This window comes from Balneatrix alpica DSM 16621 (assembly GCF_000619885.1).
GTDB lineage: Bacteria > Pseudomonadota > Gammaproteobacteria > Pseudomonadales > Balneatricaceae > Balneatrix > Balneatrix alpica.
The window spans coordinates 424670-442364 of record NZ_KK211039.1 but is presented as its reverse complement, the minus strand read 5'-3'; the positions used below and the strand labels follow the sequence as shown (position 1 = coordinate 442364).

General features: G+C 52.0%; 17 protein-coding genes. 13 read left to right on the top strand and 4 right to left on the bottom strand.

The window, feature by feature from the left end; translation table 11 throughout:
• Window position 1: 1 nt before the first annotated feature.
• The 5 genes from Q334_RS0111365 (at window position 2) to Q334_RS0111345 (ending at window position 4973) form a co-directional block, all read left to right on the top strand.
• The gene (locus tag Q334_RS0111365) at window positions 2–268 is read left to right on the top strand and encodes a YeaC family protein (protein ID WP_027313317.1); all 267 of its coding nucleotides are present in this window, start codon (window positions 2–4) and stop codon (window positions 266–268) included.
• Window positions 268–1104: a DUF2797 domain-containing protein gene (locus Q334_RS0111360; protein WP_027313316.1), complete on the top strand. Its 837-nt coding sequence runs from the start codon at window positions 268–270 to the stop codon at window positions 1102–1104. Before Q334_RS0111365 ends, Q334_RS0111360 begins: the two co-directional genes overlap by 1 nt.
• A 3-nt stretch (window positions 1105–1107) precedes the next feature.
• Entirely contained in the window at window positions 1108–3699 is a 2592-nt protein-coding gene (pepN, locus tag Q334_RS0111355) for an aminopeptidase N (protein WP_027313315.1), read from the top strand.
• Window positions 3700–3772: 73 nt separating this feature from the next.
• The gene (locus tag Q334_RS18910) at window positions 3773–4186 is read left to right on the top strand and encodes a hypothetical protein (protein WP_051527742.1); all 414 of its coding nucleotides are present in this window, start codon (window positions 3773–3775) and stop codon (window positions 4184–4186) included.
• Entirely contained in the window at window positions 4155–4973 is an 819-nt protein-coding gene (locus Q334_RS0111345) for an AlbA family DNA-binding domain-containing protein (protein ID WP_051527741.1), read from the top strand. Before Q334_RS18910 ends, Q334_RS0111345 begins: the two co-directional genes overlap by 32 nt.
• 48 nt (window positions 4974–5021) lie before the next feature.
• On the opposite strand, the gene Q334_RS0111340 is transcribed toward Q334_RS0111345, so the two are convergent.
• Complete coding sequence (locus tag Q334_RS0111340; protein WP_027313313.1) at window positions 5022–5426, bottom strand: DUF2750 domain-containing protein; 405 nt, start codon at window positions 5424–5426, stop codon at window positions 5022–5024.
• Between the two features lie 76 nt (window positions 5427–5502).
• Complete coding sequence (locus tag Q334_RS0111335) at window positions 5503–6390, bottom strand: LysR family transcriptional regulator (protein WP_027313312.1); 888 nt, start codon at window positions 6388–6390, stop codon at window positions 5503–5505.
• Between the two features lie 121 nt (window positions 6391–6511).
• Here Q334_RS0111335 and Q334_RS0111330 point away from each other — a divergent pair, with 121 nt between their 5' ends.
• Window positions 6512–7015, top strand: coding sequence for a lactoylglutathione lyase family protein (locus Q334_RS0111330; RefSeq protein ID WP_027313311.1), 504 nt, complete (start codon window positions 6512–6514; stop codon window positions 7013–7015).
• Window positions 7016–7276: 261 nt separating this feature from the next.
• Window positions 7277–7936 (top strand): YbaY family lipoprotein, encoded by a 660-nt coding sequence (locus tag Q334_RS0111325; RefSeq protein WP_027313310.1) that lies wholly within the window; start codon window positions 7277–7279, stop codon window positions 7934–7936.
• Between the two features lie 34 nt (window positions 7937–7970).
• On the opposite strand, the gene Q334_RS0111320 is transcribed toward Q334_RS0111325, so the two are convergent.
• Entirely contained in the window at window positions 7971–8582 is a 612-nt protein-coding gene (locus Q334_RS0111320) for a riboflavin synthase (protein ID WP_027313309.1), read from the bottom strand.
• A gap of 265 nt (window positions 8583–8847) precedes the next feature.
• Between Q334_RS0111320 and Q334_RS0111315 the strand changes: the two genes are divergently transcribed.
• The 6 genes from Q334_RS0111315 to Q334_RS20310 all read left to right on the top strand — a co-directional run bounded on the left by Q334_RS0111315 (window position 8848) and on the right by Q334_RS20310 (window position 15524).
• On the top strand, window positions 8848–10326 hold the full coding sequence (locus Q334_RS0111315) for a SulP family inorganic anion transporter (RefSeq protein ID WP_027313308.1): 1479 nt from the start codon (window positions 8848–8850) through the stop codon (window positions 10324–10326).
• Between the two features lie 6 nt (window positions 10327–10332).
• Window positions 10333–11352 carry a tRNA dihydrouridine synthase gene (locus Q334_RS18905; protein ID WP_051527740.1) on the top strand — a complete coding sequence of 340 codons (1020 nt, stop codon included), beginning with the start codon at window positions 10333–10335 and terminating at the stop codon, window positions 11350–11352.
• A 439-nt stretch (window positions 11353–11791) separates the two neighbouring features.
• Window positions 11792–12502 (top strand): hypothetical protein, encoded by a 711-nt coding sequence (locus tag Q334_RS0111305; RefSeq protein ID WP_027313307.1) that lies wholly within the window; start codon window positions 11792–11794, stop codon window positions 12500–12502.
• Between the two features lie 138 nt (window positions 12503–12640).
• Window positions 12641–13333, top strand: a complete 693-nt coding sequence (locus Q334_RS0111300; RefSeq protein WP_027313306.1) for a hypothetical protein — start codon at window positions 12641–12643, stop codon at window positions 13331–13333.
• Between the two features lie 600 nt (window positions 13334–13933).
• Window positions 13934–14665 carry an HNH endonuclease gene (locus tag Q334_RS20505; protein ID WP_051527739.1) on the top strand — a complete coding sequence of 244 codons (732 nt, stop codon included), beginning with the start codon at window positions 13934–13936 and terminating at the stop codon, window positions 14663–14665.
• 262 nt (window positions 14666–14927) lie between these two features.
• Window positions 14928–15524: a class I SAM-dependent methyltransferase gene (locus Q334_RS20310; RefSeq protein ID WP_081414436.1), complete on the top strand. Its 597-nt coding sequence runs from the start codon at window positions 14928–14930 to the stop codon at window positions 15522–15524.
• A 253-nt stretch (window positions 15525–15777) separates the two neighbouring features.
• Here the strand turns inward: Q334_RS20310 and Q334_RS0111290 are convergent, their stop codons facing one another.
• Window positions 15778–17619, bottom strand: a complete 1842-nt coding sequence (locus Q334_RS0111290) for a BatD family protein (protein WP_027313305.1) — start codon at window positions 17617–17619, stop codon at window positions 15778–15780.
• Window positions 17620–17695: the final 76 nt, after the last annotated feature.

Genomic DNA, 17695 nt, shown 5'->3' with positions numbered 1-17695 from the left:
TATGGATTTTGCGACCCTGGCGCGCACCATGACGCCGGAAATCTATCAGAGCCTGAAGCAGGCTGTTGAGCTAGGTAAGTGGCCTAATGGTCAGCGCTTGACCGAGGAGCAACGCACCCTGTGTTTAGAGGCCATTATCACCTGGAGTGAAACCAATCTGCCGCCTGAGCAGCGTATTGGTTTTATCGACCGTAGTAAAAAAGATGGCAGCCAGCACGGTAAAGACCCTCTGGCGGCGGAAACCCTGAAGATTCTGAATCAACACTGATGTGGCAGCTTATCGGTCAGGGCGCGCTGGAGAAGATGGAGGCCAGCCAAGCTGACCAGGTTCAGTATCAGCTTGATCTTGGTCAGGGTGCCATCGCCTTAAACCTGCTGCTGGGCAAGCGTGTTCGTTTGCGTTATTGCGGCAGTATCCATTGTGTTCACTGTGGACGCTTGACCAAAAAGAGTTTCAATCAGGGATATTGCTACCCCTGTTTTACTCAGTTGGCGGCCTGTGATCCCTGTATGTTGGACCCGGTGCGCTGTCATTACGAGCAAGGCACCTGCCGCGAGCCTGAGTGGGGTGAGCAGGTGTGCATGCAGGATCACTTTGTCTACCTGGCCGATACCTCTGCCGCCAAAGTGGGCATCACCCGCTCCAGCCAGGTGCCACGGCGCTGGCTGGATCAGGGGGCGACCTCAGGTTTGTTGCTGATGCGGACCCGTACTCGCCAGCAGGCAGGTTTTGTTGAGGATCTGTTGCGTAGTCAGTTAAGTGACCGCACTGCCTGGCAGCGCATGCTAAAAGGGCAGAGTGAAGCGGTGGATTTACTGGCGCTGCGTGAGCAATTGCTACAGGACTTTGCCGAGCCCCTGACGGATTTAACTCAACGTTTTGGCATTCAGGCCATTCAGCCGCTGCTGGAGCAGCAGCCGCAGCATTTTGTCTATCCGGTGTTGCAGTATCCCAGCAAAGTTAAAGCCCATAATCTCGATAAAGATGCCGAAGTCAGCGGCCAATTGTTAGGTATCAAAGGTCAATACTGGATACTGGACACTGGTGTGATCAACATTCGCAAATATACGGCCTATCAAGTCGAACTAGCCATAGAGCACTGAGTCATGAGTCAACATACCCCCACCACCCAATACTTGAAGGATTATCGCCCCCCTGCATTCAAAGTGGTCAAGGTTGACCTGGTGTTTGAGCTGGGGGATGAGCAGACCCGGGTTAGCTCCCGTCTGTTACTGCAGCGCCAGCATCCTGGCGAGCTGATCTTAAACGGCGGTAAAGAGCTACAGATTGAGAGTTTGAAGCTGGATGGTCAGCTACTGCAGGCTGAGGACTATCAGCGGCAAGGGGAAGAATGGCGCTTACAGCCAGCGGATGAAGCCGTTTTAGAGTGCGTGACCCTGCTCAAGCCTCAGGATAATACCAGCCTGGAAGGCCTGTATCGTTCTGGCGGCATGTTCTGTACCCAGTGCGAAGCGGAAGGGTTCCGCCAGATTACGCTCTACCCGGATCGTCCGGACGTGATGAGTGTATTCACCACCACCCTGATTGCCGAGGCGGCGGCTTATCCGGTGTTGCTCTCTAACGGCAACCTGTTGGAGCAGGGGAGTTTGGAAGATGGGCGTCACTTCGCCCGCTGGCATGATCCCTTCCCCAAACCCTCCTACCTGTTTGCCATGGTGGCAGGGGATCTGGGCCATATCGAAGATAAGTTCACCACCTGCAGTGGCCGCCAGGTGACGCTGCGGTTGTACACCGAGCACCATAATCTCAGTAAGACCCCCTTTGCGATGGAAGCCCTCAAGCGCTCGATGCGTTGGGATGAAGAAGTCTATGGTCGCGAATATGACCTGGATATTTTTAATATCGTTGCCGTGGACGACTTCAACATGGGGGCGATGGAAAACAAAAGCCTCAATATCTTTAACTCCTCCTGTGTGCTGGCCCGCGCGGACACCACCACCGATGCCGGCTTTGCCCGCATTGAGGGGATCGTTGCCCATGAATACTTCCATAACTGGTCTGGTAATCGGGTGACCTGCCGTGACTGGTTCCAGTTGAGCCTGAAAGAAGGCTTTACCGTCTTCCGCGATGCCCAGTTTTCTGCCGATATGGGTTCCGCCGCGGTGAAGCGGATTGAGGATGTGACCCTGCTGCGCACGGCCCAGTTTGCCGAAGATGCTGGCCCGACGGCCCACCCGGTGCGGCCGGATAACTACATGGAAATTTCCAACTTCTATACCCTGACCGTCTATGAGAAAGGGGCAGAAGTGGTGCGGATGCTGCATACCTTGCTCGGTGCGGAATTATTCCGCCAGGGGTCTGACCTCTACTTCCAACGCTTCGATGGCCAGGCGGTGACCTGTGATGATTTTGTCGCTTGCATGGCGGAAGTGAGTGGGCGTGACCTGAGCCAGTTTATGCGTTGGTACACCCAGGCAGGTACGCCGCGGTTACAGGTGACGGACAGCTACGATGAAAGCACCGGTAAGTATCAGCTGCAGGTGCGCCAGAGCTGCCCACCTACCCCCGGGCAGAGCGATAAGGCACCTTTCCATATTCCCCTGGCTATTGCCCTGTTAGATCAGCAGGGGCAGGAGCTGGTGGCGGAGCAGGTCCTGGATGTGACCGAAGCGGAACAGGTATTTGAATTTGTCCTGCCGAGTCGTCCTCAGCCCAGTTTACTGCGAGGATTTTCTGCCCCGGTCAAACTGGACTATCCCTATACGCGGCAACAGCTGCGCTTTTTGATGAGTCAGGATAGTGATGGCTTTAACCGTTGGGAGGCAGGGCAGCGGCTGGCGGTGCAGGTTCTACAGGAGCAGCAGGCGGCCTATCTGCAACAGCAACCCCTGCAACTGGATGCGGATTTAGCCGATGCTTTCGCCACCACCTTGCAGCAAACACAGCTGGACCCGGCGGTGGCGGCCAAGGTATTGGCATTGCCCTCCGAAGCTTATTTGGCTGAGCTGGCGGAAGTGATTGAGGTGGAAGCCATCCACTACAGCCGCGAAGGCATCAAACAGCAGTTGGGCGAGCAGCTTTATGAGCAGTGGCTGGCGCGTTATCAGGCCAGCCGAGCCCAGGGCGGTTATCAATTCAATAGCGCGGAAGTCGGGCGGCGGGCTCTTAACCTGTGCTGTTTGGCCTATCTGGTGGCCAGTGGCCGGCCTGCGGCCCTGGAGTTGGCTGAGCAGCATTACCTTCAGGCCGATAACATGACCGATTCCCTGGGTGCACTAGGCGTGTTGGTACAGTATGCGCCCCCTGAGCAGAGTCAGGCTTTGCTAGATGACTTTTACCAGCGCTGGCAGGAGGACTCCCTCGTCGTCAATCAGTGGTTGGCACTGCAATGCGCTACCCCGAATGGGGAGGCGTTGGCGCGGGCAGAAACACTTTTGCACCATCCAGCCTTTGAATGGCGTAACCCGAATAAGGTACGGTCAGTATTAGGGGCCTTTGGTCAGAACACCCTGGGCTTGCACCGTGCGGATGGCCAGGGTTACAGCTTCCTGGCCAAGCAGATCAGTTATCTGGATGCCATCAATCCGCAGATCGCGGCCCGTCTGTTAACACCGCTGACCCGCTGGAAGCGTTATCCTGCTACGCGGCAGCAGCAAATGAAGGCCGCACTCCAGACCCTGGCGCAAGGGGCGCTGTCAAAAGACGCCTACGAGATAGTCAACAAAAGTCTGGCTTGATTTAACAGGAGGCCGCCTGCAGGTTAGCAGGCTCCTCCCTACAATGAAGTCCACAACCAAGAAGGGCTAAGTTATGGAATTTCGTTTAAACCCCGCCGATAAGCCGCAACTTCAGCAACAACTGCGTTTGGGCCTGTCCTACCAGGAGCGCCTGCAGGATGCCGAGGCCGCTCTGCGCCAGGCCCAGGCTGGTCGCTGGTGGATTCCAGGGGTGGTCTGCTTGCTGTTGTTCGCCATGTCATCGGATCTCTTCCTCGGTGCTGGTTTCGCTTTCCTGCTGGTACACCTTTACGGTCTGATTAAGGCCAAGCTAGAAGTAGGGCGTTTGCAGGAGCGTAAGCAAGAGGTGGATTTTTGGCTGCACCGCAAAGGATTGTTACTGTTGGGTCAGTCACTGTATTTCGAGCGTGATGAAAAGCGCACCACCCCGTTAGATCCCTACAACGACGAGCATTATGGCGAAACCAGCCAAACCCAGGCAGCGTGAATTTAAAGGAATCAGTCGGCGTGCCCGTCAGCTGCTGAGTCAGCCAGAGGGGGCAACGGTTGATTTCAAACGGGACCTGACCGGCATTAAGGGCTACCTCCTGGTAGCCTTTGCGAACTCAGCCGATGGTGGCGCCTTATTAATTGGCGTGGAAGAGTACACCACGGCGCATGGGGTGCAGCGCGGACGGGTTGTGGGTTGCCCGGTGGATGACGATGCGCGCTTGCTGGTGCTCAATAAAGCCAGTGATTGCATGCCAGGGGTCGATGTGGAAATCTTCGTCGAGAATCTGGCGAAGGCGCCTTTTCTGCGGGTGGAAATTCCCCCCGGGCGGCATAAGCCCTATTGCACTTCTAAAGGTGAGTACACCATCCGCAGTGACTCCCGCACCCGTGCTCTCTATCCGGCTGAACTGCTGTCCATGTTTATGGAGCGTGAGAGTGACCTGTTTCTCTCCCGCTTTCGTGATGCGGCCCAGCGTTTGGAGCAAACCCTGGAAGATATCAGTGGCTTGTTGACGGAAGGGCTGCCGGGAATTGGTAACCGCCTGCAGGGCTTGGATGAGCAGCTGGTACAGACTGCGACAGCCCTTGAGCAGTTACATACCAGTAATCTCAACCATGCCGATAGCCTGAGTGAACTGTTACGCACCCACGTCAATGCGATTGCCACGGTGAAGAATCTGAGCCGTACTTACGTTCAATCGGAAGTGCGCCATCAGCAGCAGATGCAAAATATTGAATCCCTGCTGGAACAACTGTTAGCGCGTCAAACCAAGCAGGATTAAGCAAGCAAAACGGCCCTTAAAGGGCCGTTAGTAAGGCGGGGGAGGCGATTATTCCTCGTCGCCGAGCTCTTCGCCGGATTCCAGCTCAAGCGCTTCCTCTAATTCCTCTGCACTCATCACCACCTCTTCATCATCGCCATTGGGGAAGATGGCAACATAGGTGTTGTCCTGAGTCAGGCCGGGTGTCCAGCGTTCCAGCCAAACATCCAGGGACACCGCCTCAGGCTGACAGTCAGCCCAATCATCGGTTGCCCACTCTTTGGCGAAGTCAGGGTGTGGCCAGACCGGGATACAGTCTAAACCATCGGCGCTCATGGCAACCCAACCTTCTGCTGATTTCAGGCTCCAGATTTGTTCCCAGTCGATCACTTTACGCAAGAAGTAGTCGTAGCGATCTACGGCGGGCAGGTTACGGATTTTCTGCAGTTGTGCAGAGCTGAGTTGGTAGGGCATAGCTGCACCCTCATTCAGGCCGATTTGCCGCTAGTGTAGCAGGAAAGCCGAGGGACGCAGCGGGTAATTTGCAGCTTTAAGCCAGGATCTCGCGTAAACACTGGATAAGTGTGTCGAAGCGGGTAGGAAGAGAGCGGTAACGTCTTTTGACTAAGTACAGAGGCTCATAGACCGGATGGACAGTGGGGAGGATGTAAAGCTGTTGTGGAGCATGAAAGCTTTTGACCGCGCTTAGTGGCAGCACGGTAAAACCTAAGCCCTGCGCCACCGGTAAGAGAATTTGGCTCAGCTGATTGATGTAGCCGCTGCTGGGTAAGGTGCGTGGATTTAACTGTTGTAAGGTCGCACTTTGGCTATGGGAGCAATACAGAGTGAGGTAGTGCTCCACATCGGGGTGACGAATCAGCCCGAGCTGGTGCAGAGCCTCAATGCTGAGGGGGCGGTTTGCATAGCGATGAGGTAAGACTAAGCAGAGATGCTCTTGGCCAAGAGTCTCTGCACTTAACTCCGCATAATCGGCATGGGCTGTCACAATGCCAAGATCCAACTCACCGGTATTGAGCAAGTGCAAAATGCGCTGATTAGGCGCTACTTCTACTTCTGTAATCAACTTTGGATGTTGGGTTTGTAATTGCAGCAACCCCGGGTAAAGGCGTAATGCTAATGCGCCTGAACAGCCCAGGCGGCATAGGCCGCTGAAGGGGTCGTCAAAGCCTAGGCTATTGAGTAAGTGGTGCTCGTTCTGTGCTTGTTGCTTGGCATATTGATATACCAATCTCCCTTGTTCTGTCAGTTCAAAATGTTTCTTCGTACGTAACAGGAGGGGATAGCCACAGGCTTGTTCAAGTTTGCGGATATGCTGACTCACCCCCGGCTGCGTCATGAATAGTTTCTCCGCCGTTTGGGTGAAGTGCTCTGTCTCGACGAGTGTTGTAAAGGTTTTCAGCCAGCTGGGATGGATCATGATAACGATTAATTATGAAATGGCGAATAAATGATAATTTCATGTGCTTTGTTCGGCAATTTATTCTTGCGCACCTAATCAGCAATGAACTTAACCGTCGATCACGATTGCGAGGTGCACAATGTCGACTCCTTATCCACGCACTTTTTCCCATATTGGTATTTCGGTACCTGACCTGGAAGCTGCCGTTAAGTTTTATACCGAGGTGCTGGGCTGGTACTTGATTATGCCGCCGACCGAAATTAGCGAAGATGACTCTGCGATTGGTGAGATGTGTACCGATGTCTTTGGTGCCGGTTGGCAGAGTTTCCGCATCGCTCATCTCTCAACCGGAGACCGGATAGGGGTTGAGCTTTTTCAATTCAAAAACCAGCAGAATCCTGAGAACAACTTTGAATATTGGAAAACAGGTATTTTTCATTTCTGTGTCCAAGATCCCAATGTTGAAGAGCTGGCGGAGCGAATTGTGGCGGCAGGGGGTAAAAAGCGTATGGCAGCCCCACGCTACTACTACCCAGGTGAGAAGCCCTATCGCATGATTTATATGGAAGACCCCTTCGGTAACATCCTGGAAATTTATAGCCATAGCTATGAGCTGCACTATGCGAGTGGTGCATACCGCTAGCGAGAACCCTGTGCGAGGGGTTTAGCCAGCATCCTTGTTGTTTTACCCACCAGGGCCAGGCACTTACGCCAAGTACTTAAATCAAGTACTTAAGAGCCAAGCGCTGGTGGGTTTGCCGTTTGCAGGAATAGCCAAACGAGTATTGCACTGGTCAAGAACAGCGCTGCACAATTAAGTGGTCAAGGTAAGTTGTGGTAAGGGCAAGGCTTTTACGTTTTGCTGAATCGATTGGTGTGTGGCAATAGACACAAGGATTGGCCTATGAAATTTCATTCTTTTCCTGTTTTGAGCCTGATGTGCTTGGTGCTGGTTTCCTTAGCGGGTTGTGCGAACCGGGCAGGCGTGGGGCAGGGTATGCAGCAGCTGGAGGTCGAGCTGAGTTACCGCCAGCGTATCGCGGTGCCGAGCGATGTCTGGGTAGAAGTGGGTATTTATGATGTCAGCAGTGCCGATGAGGGTATTGCCTTGGTGGAACAGCGCTGGCAGCCAGCGACCCAGGTGCCTTGGCGGGCACAGTTGCGCTTTGATCCTGGCGAGCTGATTGCCCAGCATGATTATGAGGTGCAGGCGCGGGTGTTGTCGGCAGCAGGCGAGCTGCTGTGGCTGAATGCAGAAAGTTATCCTCTACAAGCTCCCTGGTCGAGCCGGATGAGTGTGCTATTACAGCAGGCTGAGGACCATAGTGATGCCGAAGGGCTGAGCTATCAGTGTGGCGATGGCAGCCGTTGGCTGCTGGTGGCGGAGGGCGATGAGATACGGCTGTTGCGCCACTCCGCCGAAACCGGGCGCTTATTGCGGCCCGCTGCAGGGGACTCGGATCAGGTGTTTGTTGCCCCTGGGGCACGTCTAATTCTGCTGGAACAGCGGCTACACCTTGAGCTGGACGGACAGCGTTGGTCTGATTGCCGCTTGCTGCCGTAGCAGGGCGCGCCCTGTCTACGGCCTCCTAGTGGGCTTAATTCGTGCGCCGGGCTAAATAGCGCTCCACCGTATCAACAATCGCCTGGGTGTGGGGATCGATTTCCAGATTGACGCGATCCCCCACCTGGCTGCGGCCAAAGGTGGTGACGTTTAATGTTTCGGGAATCAAGTAGATATAAAAGCCTTCAGCAGTGAGCCCGGCAATGGTCAGGCTGCAACCGTTAAGGGCAATGTAACCTTTATCCATTAAGTATTTGCGATAGGCGGGGGGGACCTTAAAGCTCATCTTGCAGTTATCGCTGCTGCGTTCAATGGCGCTAATCAGAGCGCAATCATGGATATGGCCAGAGGTTTGATGGCCGCCGACTTCATCGCCAATGCGAGCTGCTCGCTCAAAGTTGGCGAAGTCCCCCTCACGCAACTCACCTAGATTGGTCAGTGCCAGTGTCGACTGGATGAGATCAAAGCTCGCCTCATCCCCCGCTACTTCAGTGACCGTCAGGCAGGTTCCATTAAAAGCGACGCTGGCACCGGCTTGTAGACCTTGGCAGGCGCCGGCAGGAAAACGAAAGCGCAGGGTACAAAAATCGTTCCTTGCCTGGCGGGAAACTACCTGAGCCTGGCCTTGCACAATGCCGGTAAACATCGTTTGTCCTTGGTCGTTAACATGGGGCGATTATGGTAGCAAAGTCGTTTGGTGACGTCTTGCCTGTGGAACGGATGGATCAAGGGTGCGTCAGTCGGGGCTTTTGGTTAAAATACCGCCCCTTTTTATAGGTGGCGGGGCGCGCCTGGTGATAGGCGGCGAGACGCACCTGGTCAAGGCAGGGCCTTTGTTCTGCCTGACGCACTCTGTAGCCTGCAACAGTTTAAATAAGGGCGCAGCCTAAGCTGTGCTGACAGGAGCCTGAATGTTTGATTTGCAGCAGTATTCCCGTGCCAGCCTCAAAAATGATGTGCTGTCCGGTTCAGTGGTAGCGCTGGCGCTGATCCCTGAAGCGGTGGCCTTTTCCCTGGTGGCGGGCCTGAGTCCTATTGTGGGGTTACATACCGCCTTTATGCTGGGCCTGATTACCGCTCTGCTCGGGGGTAAGCCTGGCATGATTAGCGGTGCCACCGGAGCGATCGTGGTGGTGTTGGCCGGTTTGGTCGCCTCCCATGGTCTGGAGTATGTGCTCTGGGCCACGATCTTGACCGGCTTGATCCAGATCTCCATCGGCATGGCGCGTTTAGGCAAATTTATTCGGCTAGTGCCCTTGCCGGCGATTTTCGGTTTCGTGAACGGTTTGGCCATCGTCATTATGCTGTCGCAGTTCCCGCTGTTTGAGGGCGAGGGCTGGCTGATGTATGCCCTGGTGGCGGTTACCATGGTGATTGTGTGGCAGTTGCCGAAGTACACCAAGGCGATCCCTTCTTCCCTGGCGGCGATTATCGTCATTAGTGCGCTGGTATTGAGCCTGGATCTGGATACCAAACGGGTCGGGGATCTGGCGGATATCAGTGGTGGGTTCCCCAGCTTTCATCTACCAACCGCCCCGCTGAATTGGGATACCCTGATTACCATTCTGCCTTACTCGGTGATTATGGCGCTGGTCGGCCTGATTGAATCCTTGCTGACACTGACGGTACTGGATGAAATGGGTGGCAAGCGCGGTCGTGGTAATAAAGAGTGTATTGCCCAGGGCGTAGGTAACACCGTCTGTGGTTTCTTTGGTGGCATGGCCGGTTGCGCCATGATCGGCCAATCCATTATCAACTTTACCAGCGGGGGATTAACCCGGGTGTCCAGCACGGTGGCGGCGGTGCTGCTGATTGTGTTTGTAGTCAATCTGGCGGATTACATTGGCATGCTGCCGGTGGCGGCGTTGGTCGGCATCATGTTTATGGTCTGTGTGGAAACCTTTGAGTGGGGCTCCTTTGCCCGTATCAAGCGGATGCCCAAGGCAGATGCGTTGGTGCTGGTGGCAGTGACGGTGATTACGATTTTCGCTGACCTGGCGATTGCCGTGATCATGGGGGTGATTATCTCTGCTCTGGTATTCGCCTGGAAGCACGCCAAGATCAGCGTAGTGGCGGTGGAAGAAGGGGAGAATGAGCGCCTGTATCGCCTGGAAGGCCCTCTGTTTTTTGGCTCTACGACCGCTTTCCTGGAGCGCTTTAAACCCGAGCAGGACCCCGAGCGAGTCATTATCGACTTTGCAGAGGCGCGGGTGATGGATTCCTCTGGAGTGGAGGCCATCGATAAACTGACGAAGCGCTATCTGGATGCTGGCAAGCAAGTGCGTCTGCGCCATCTGAGTGAAGACTGCATTGCGTTATTGAAGCAGGCGGGGCCTTTCTGCAGTCATGAACTGGATAACCCCACCTACAAAGTAGCCGCGGATGTATAAGCCCTGATGATTACTGCGAGCACCCCAGGACGTTTAATGCTGGCCCCGATGGAGGGGTTGGTGGATGTCATTCTGCGTGATCTGCTCACCCGGATGGGGGGCGTGGATACCTGCGTGACGGAGTTTATTCGGGTGACGGATACACTCCTGCCTAATCGTACTTACTATCGTATGTGTCCGGAATTATTGCAGGGGGCACGCACGGCGGCGGGGGTGCCAGTGTGGGTGCAGTTGCTTGGCAGTGATCCTGAGGCCTTGGCCCGTAATGCCCGCCGTGCCGCCAAGCTGGGGGCGCCGGTGATTGACCTGAACTTTGGTTGTCCGGCCAAAACGGTGAATCGTCACTGTGGCGGGGCGGCCTTGCTGGTTGATCCCGAGCGGATTCACCGCATTGTGGCGGCGGTACGGGCGGCGGTACCGCCACAGATTCCGGTGACGGCAAAGATGCGCCTGGGGTTGCAGGATCGCAGCCTGATGTTTGATAACGCCAGTGCGATTGAGTCAGCGGGTGCCAGCCTCTTGACCATTCATGCCCGCACCAAAGTGGAAGGCTACCGTCCTCCTGCCTACTGGGAGGAAATCGCCCGTATTGGTGAGCGGGTACAGATACCACTGGTTGCCAATGGCGAGGTGTGGACGCTGGAGGATTATGACCGCTGCCGCCAACAAAGTGGTTGCGTGGATGTCATGCTAGGACGGGGGCTGGTCTCTCAACCCTGGCTGGCCCTGCAGATTCGGGCGCGGCAGCAGGGCTTACCGATACCCGAGCCCAGTTTGGCGCTGCTCAGCCCCTGGTTGCTGGCCTTCTGGAGTCGTTGCCTGAATCACCTGAGCTTCAACTTTGCCCTGGGGCGCTCAAAGCAGTGGCTGAAAATGCTGTGTCGGGGCGTCCCTGCTCTGCAGGCCGAATTGGCTGAACTGCAGCGGGAAACCTGCCCTATGGGTTTTGGCCAGCGTTTACTGCAGTTAAGTGATAGTGAAGCGGCACGCCAGCACCAGGTGGATTCACAGCCCAGTGCGGCTTAATTAAGGTTGTCTGACTAAGGCTGCCTAGTACTGTAAATAGGAAGCCTTAGGCACGCTTGTTCCTCCTACATTTGCCCGGTACTGCCCAATATCTTGTCCGCCTGGTAACAAGCGCCAAGCCTGTATGGCGCCAACACAGGCTACAAAACTTTCCGTTATTGCTAAAGACGCAGAGGCACGTCTAGGCTCCCAGGGAGTAGGTGGACTGATCGGTGCTGGAATCAACGGCTTTATTTTTCAATAGTGTGGATGTTTACCCAGTATATTGTTTGGTGATGCTTCACCTTGTGCGCATTGCTACCAAAGTGTGCCTGTTTGGCTCTGGCATTTTTGGCAAGACTGGACGAATATTAACCCGTTAGGGAAAGCGAGCTGCAAGATAACGCGCAATGCTTTGCAGAAAAACGAGCATGCTCGTTTTTAACGGAGAAACTCAGTTATGAAGTCGATTTTTCTCTTTTTATTTCAAATGCTTAGCTTATTTTTTCTGCTCAATAGAAAGAAAAGAAATAAGCATGCGCAGGATTATAATGTTATGCCTCAAGGAGGAAGTATGTTCTATCAGCCAAGTGATATAAAACATGGAGAGCAAATTGATGAGCTAATGTGCTCATTAGGCAAGTTTATTGTTGAATTTGAAAGAGTTTGTGCTTCCATTCAGTACTTAGTTGTTTTTGTGCTGGAAAAGGACGGTTTGAGAAATCAACAGCTTGCAAAAATTGTGGTTGGAGATAAGGCTGCCCGTGAGTTACGCATTTTATTCGGCACTATCTATCAAGAACTTCCAGAACAGGATGCTGACGACAAAAAATCAGTAAAAGACCTTCTTAACCGCTTTGATAAACTTGCTGAATTTAGGAACGAACTTGTTCACGCCAATTGGGGGCTTGGAGATGAAGCCGGTGATGAGGAATTAACAGCGGTTCTTCAAAAGATAAAGAATAAACCAACTAAAGGCCTCATCCATAAACGAGCACCGATATCTAAATCTCTAATCGATAGGTTTGCTCTAGAAGCTCGAAAACAACTGGTCCTTTTTCGTCGGCTTAGCGTCGCATTACTTCAGTCAGGTTTTAAAACTAGTGACCACATGAATAGGTTTTCGGATTGCGAGTTAGAGGTGTCGCTATTCGAGTGGCTTAAGGCATAACAAACGCATCAAGTCGCCCAGCAAGCTGGGCTGGGACACCAAAACTACGCGGCGATTAGTTGGTGCTCCGCCCAAGTTTAACCAATCGCCGCTTAAGTTTTGCTGCCCCTTATGCGGGCGTTATAAGGTCGGAGTAACATGAAAGGATATTTTTTAGTCGTTGATATTTTAGGCTTTGGCCAAATGATTAAAAATCTACCGGAAGATGATTTAAACCTTAAAATCGAAAAATGGATTTCGATAGTAAAGAGTGTATGTGATTCTTATGATCTGAAAAACTATCAACTTATAAGCGACACCTTATTCATTGGTGTAGGGGATAGTGACTCTGAGTTAATTCAGGTTGTAAACGCTAGTCGAGAGCTATTAAATAAAAGCGTGAAGGAATCAATACCTTTGCGAGGGGCTATTAGTTTTGGTGATTATACATGGTCGGATGAACTTGTATATGGCAAAGCAGTTATCAGCGCTCATGAATTAGAAATGAAGCAAGATTGGGTAGGGATTGCCTGTATAGAAGGCATAAAAATACCTAATGGGTGTGCAAACTTAATCTGTTATGCACTGCCTCTTAAAAAAAGTGATAATCGCATGGGAGCTTCGGTTATTTGGGACGTTCCCGAATATGAAGACTTGATTTATTATTTATCAACAGGCGGGCTATGCCTGCCTGATAAAGCTCTTAGTGCAGATTGGTTTGCTAGAGTTGAAAAAACTATTTTATATTCTATGTATATAAAACTTGCTAAAAAATATTCATTTCCACAAAAAGAGTTTGGTGGGGTTAGCCCTTTACACTCAATTAGTAAGCACTTTGAAGAAACCTTATAACAAGCCACTAAAGCTTGACTCGTAACAGTTGGCTCGGTTCCGCTTCGCTACACATTTTAGCCAACAATTACTCGCACCTTGGTGGGGCGTTATGTAGTCCTTCATTATTTAGGGTGGGTGCACAACGCGATGTTTGCTGTTAGTTCAGTATTTGGTTTAACGGTGTTGTTTTGAGTTAAGCACAATCTTTAAAAGGTATGTGCGCAACGTGGTGTTTGCTGAATGCTAGGCCACTGGTTCATCAACGTTGCATCTGGTTTGGCACAATCGGCAAAAGGCTGGTCATGGTCTGATGTTGTGGTGTTAAGCAAATAATTTTAAGTTGCTTGGTAGTGCGCTTTGCTGAAAGTGGAGCGGTAGCTTGGTAAATCCGAATGGCTGACAGTAGATAGGTTGTTTTGTTTAAGTCGGTGCAAATTGCTTAGATTTTTGGCTGGCAGTGTGTGGTTTAGCAAACTACATAACAAGCCGCTTAAGTTGCTCACTGGCGTTCGCGGGACAAATATTACTTGGCTTTTGTCACTGCGTTCCAAAGTATAAGCCAAGTAATATTTGCCTCTTAGCGGGGCGTTAGGACCGCACAATAGTTCGGAGAATAAAGTGGATTTAGACTTACAAGGAAAAAACTTACTTGAACTCTTGGTAAGCAAGTTAAAGACGGTGGTACCGGGCAAGCCAGAAACTTATATTGGTTACAAAGAGTGCCACGATCGTCTTGGACTTCCTCAGATGAGAGAAAAATGGGGAGAGAGCCTCAAGCCTCAAGGGCTTTCGTCATTGGCGGATTGGACTAAAGAAAATAATAAACCGGGAATTACTGGAATAATTATTAACCTTTCTACAAAGGAGCCAGGAAAAGGATACTTTAATCTTTTTGGAAAGAATGATGGTGACTATGCTTGGTGGGCTGATCAAATAGCCAAGTCAAAAGCGTACGATTGGTCTCCATATATTTCAAAAGTATTTGATCTTGTTCCAAGTGATCTTGATGTGCCTGATAGGGGAGATATAGTTACGTCTCGTATAATAAGAGACTCATCTCTATCTTCAAAAATAAAAATCCTTCACTCTTATGAATGTCAGTTGTGTGGAATCGCACTGGATATGCCGGAAGGTAAAAAATACGCAGAAGGGCACCACATAAAACCGCTTGGTAAGCCACATAATGGCCCTGACGTTATTGAAAACATGATTTGCTTGTGTCCAAACCATCACGCCATGTTGGATTATGGTGCTATAAAAATTGACCCTAAACAGATACGGACAGTTGATGGACATGAAATCTCAAAAGACTTTATTTCGTATCATAATGAATTCATATATCAGCCCTAACAAGGTGGTGCAGTGGAGCCAGTTACGCTCCGCAAATTTTATGGTATCGCTTCGCTCTTTTTACCATAAAAATTGCTCCACTACACTGACCACGGCGTTAGTGAAATTAAGCGAATCGAGCAAGTATCTGAAAATTAGATAGAGAGTTCATCGCCATATCACTTTGTCTATCCACAGTAATGCAGCTAACAAATGTATCAGTCAGAACGCTCGCAAACTCGCGTCTATTACAGGGAGGTTGTGTACTTTGAGGATTAAATGCATGGAAGAAAATACCGAAAATTGGCGACAGTACTATGAAAAGGCACTATCTCGCCCACATCACCCACGAACTGAACTTGCTGTTCAATCTAACGAATCTTGCTCCAAGGTGGCTATAGACTGTGGTTGTGGTACTGGAAGTGATATTGTCTATTTAAGTGAGCAAGGTTTCTATGTTTTTGGCTTTGACGTTAATGCGGACTCTATCTCAATTTGTCGTGATCGATTTTGTTCTAAAAATAATGTGTGCCTTTCGCAACAGTCATTTGAAACGTTTGACTTTCCAAAATCTGGTGTTGTTATAGCTAACTCTAGTCTATTTTTTGCCAATCCTGATACTTTTAAGGTAACTATGCAAAAAATTACCTCATCAATAGCTATCGGTGGTGTTTTTGCTGGTGACTTTCTAGGGTATAAAGATAGTTGGGCTAGCGGTTTTCGAGTTTCTACAGCTCCTGTTACCAAATCTGATCTGCTCGGGATATTTGCGAATTTCGATATCTTAGATTTCAGTGAAAGAGACGAATTTGGCAAAACCTTAATAGGTGTGAAGAAGTATTGGCATACGTATTCTTTAATAGCGAAAAGACGAGCATAGCAAAAATGTTCAATTCGGATCTGTAAGTGGATGCCGAAGTCGCTTCTTTCAAATATGGCACATGTTTGCTCATTGTTTTACTCAGAATTGGCTGTGCTACCAATTCTGACTCAAAGTGGGGGGTTCCTGGTTGTTTCAGCGGTTTTTTAAACGAAGAACGTAAGCGTTCAGCCAGCCTTAATCCGGTGTCTTGTTTACCCCACCAAACTCCCCTCAATCTTTGACTCTCTCCGCATTCTTATTCCACCCTTCCTTAAATATGCAGGGGTTCTAGTTCGCTATCTTGCTGGCGTTGTTTGCGTAGCCGCAGCTCGCCCAGAATTTGCAGTAAGAGCTCGCTCTGCCAGTCGTAGCTTTCGCCGCGCTCTGCGGCCAGTAGGGCGCCTTCAAGATCTTGCAGGGCGTAATCCAGGGTGGGGTGCTTGGCTTGGCGGCGAATATCGTTAAAGGTGGCAATACCGGCTTCGGGCCAATTGCTCTGTGCCCATTCGATTAGTTTCAAACGTGCCAAGGTTGGCTGGCGGTTATAGCACAGCATGGCCAGTGCCTCGTAGGCTTCCTGTTCATCCAGCGCGTGACGCTTTTGAATTTGCATCTCCCGGGTTTGCTCCAGTTGCGCGCTAAGACGGCGCAATTGCTGCTGCTGGCGCCAAGCGATGGCCATCCCCACCAGGCCCAGCAGCAGGGCGAAGGCAGTGGTGAGCGGCCAGAACCAGTTGGCCTGTGCAGTGTTATCGGGGCTGGCTGCGGTGGCGCCTTCCAGACTGAGGTTGACGGGCGCGATGGCGCTGCCACTGCTGCTGGGTTCTAAGGGTTGGCTGTTGTGAGTGTCTGGGCTGGCAGTGGGGCTGCTGAGGGCGGCGGTATCCGCCAGGATGTCAAAACCTTGTCCTGGTACTTCCACCTGATTGGCTTGCTGCTGGCGCAGATTCCACCAGGGTAGGGTCCAGGCGGGCAATTGCAGTTGGCCACCCTGGTTAAAGGTGAAGCGCTGGACGATTTCCAATTTGCTGATAATGCCTTCTCCATCTTTCCAGCTTTGCTGGCTGGCGATGGCTTGCTCACTGCTAATGCCGGCTACCTGGGGGGGCGGGGGCAGATGAATACGCTCGGGGGGGAGGCCTGAAACCTCCAGGGTGATCAGGCGGTCACGTTTATCACCCGGGCGCAGTTGCGCATTGCCTTCATCTTTCCATTGATGTTTGAGATTGAGCTGGAAGGCAGGCAGGAAAGGCTCAGCTGGACTGGCTTCCAGCGTCAGGTTGAGGGGTTCGGTTTTTAGCTCCAGTGGCAAGGGTTCTTGATCCTCACCCTGGATGTTACCCGTCAGACTAAAGCTGCCTAACTTGAAGTCACCGGTACGATCCAGGTACAGCAGGTAGTGGCGCTCTACACTGCGCAGGCGACGGCCATCCAGGGTTTCCTGATAACTGGGGGCAGGGTGCTCCAGTTCCAGCAACTGACCACCAATGACTTCTGGGGTCTGCAGGCGTGTGCCGGGTAACAGTTCGCCTTCATGCTCAAGTAAGAGCTGTAAGGGGATGGCTTGCCCTACCCGATAAGGTGGCTTGAGTCCGGTGCTGAGGGTCAGGCTGATCTGCGGTAGGGTACTGGTTGCTGCCGAGGGCTCTGCTGTGCTGGCGGTGCTATCGGTTGCCTCGGTGGCAGCTTGAGTGCTGGGTTGGCTGACCACCGGGTAGGCAGGTGCGTTAACCGGGGGAGTCGCTGCTTGGCTGACTACTTGTAGGCCAATCGCATCCGAGCTTTCGTTGCCGACCCGAATGGGGGGCAAAGTTAAATTACCTGCCTGACGGGGGCGTAGCTCAATGCTCCAGCGCGTACTTTTTTGCATGCGGTTGTTGCTGTAGCGGAACTCGGTATTGGCGCGGGAGCTGAGGATTTCAAAGTCGCGATTGAGGCTGCTCAGCTGCGGAGGTTGATCAACCACCGGGCCCTGAACTTGCAGGGTTAGGGTAAGGCTTTCCCCCAGGTTTAAGCGGCTTTGGGACAGGCTAGCCGTCACCTCAGCCCAGCTGTTGGCGCAGGTGAGACTGGCAAGAAGCGCCAAGGTAGCCAAGGCCTTTTTATCCTGCATAGCATTCCCCATCACTTTCTATAAGACTTTCAGCATGTTAAGCCGAGGTGACGGCGAAGTCGAGGTGCCCGGTCAG

Bases quoted from the DNA above. Each gene is read 5' to 3' on its own strand.
- Q334_RS0111365 (WP_027313317.1), top strand. From the start codon at position 2: ATGGATTTTGCGACCCTGGCGCGCACCATGACGCCGGAAATCTATCAG.
- Q334_RS0111360 (WP_027313316.1), top strand. From the start codon at position 268: ATGTGGCAGCTTATCGGTCAGGGCGCGCTGGAGAAGATGGAGGCCAGC.
- pepN (WP_027313315.1), top strand. From the start codon at position 1,108: ATGAGTCAACATACCCCCACCACCCAATACTTGAAGGATTATCGCCCC.
- Q334_RS18910 (WP_051527742.1), top strand. From the start codon at position 3,773: ATGGAATTTCGTTTAAACCCCGCCGATAAGCCGCAACTTCAGCAACAA.
- Q334_RS0111345 (WP_051527741.1), top strand. From the start codon at position 4,155: ATGGCGAAACCAGCCAAACCCAGGCAGCGTGAATTTAAAGGAATCAGT.
- Q334_RS0111340 (WP_027313313.1), bottom strand. From the start codon at position 5,426: ATGCCCTACCAACTCAGCTCTGCACAACTGCAGAAAATCCGTAACCTG.
- Q334_RS0111335 (WP_027313312.1), bottom strand. From the start codon at position 6,390: ATGATCCATCCCAGCTGGCTGAAAACCTTTACAACACTCGTCGAGACA.
- Q334_RS0111330 (WP_027313311.1), top strand. From the start codon at position 6,512: ATGTCGACTCCTTATCCACGCACTTTTTCCCATATTGGTATTTCGGTA.
- Q334_RS0111325 (WP_027313310.1), top strand. From the start codon at position 7,277: ATGAAATTTCATTCTTTTCCTGTTTTGAGCCTGATGTGCTTGGTGCTG.
- Q334_RS0111320 (WP_027313309.1), bottom strand. From the start codon at position 8,582: ATGTTTACCGGCATTGTGCAAGGCCAGGCTCAGGTAGTTTCCCGCCAG.
- Q334_RS0111315 (WP_027313308.1), top strand. From the start codon at position 8,848: ATGTTTGATTTGCAGCAGTATTCCCGTGCCAGCCTCAAAAATGATGTG.
- Q334_RS18905 (WP_051527740.1), top strand. From the start codon at position 10,333: ATGATTACTGCGAGCACCCCAGGACGTTTAATGCTGGCCCCGATGGAG.
- Q334_RS0111305 (WP_027313307.1), top strand. From the start codon at position 11,792: ATGAAGTCGATTTTTCTCTTTTTATTTCAAATGCTTAGCTTATTTTTT.
- Q334_RS0111300 (WP_027313306.1), top strand. From the start codon at position 12,641: ATGAAAGGATATTTTTTAGTCGTTGATATTTTAGGCTTTGGCCAAATG.
- Q334_RS20310 (WP_081414436.1), top strand. From the start codon at position 14,928: ATGGAAGAAAATACCGAAAATTGGCGACAGTACTATGAAAAGGCACTA.
- Q334_RS0111290 (WP_027313305.1), bottom strand. From the start codon at position 17,619: ATGCAGGATAAAAAGGCCTTGGCTACCTTGGCGCTTCTTGCCAGTCTC.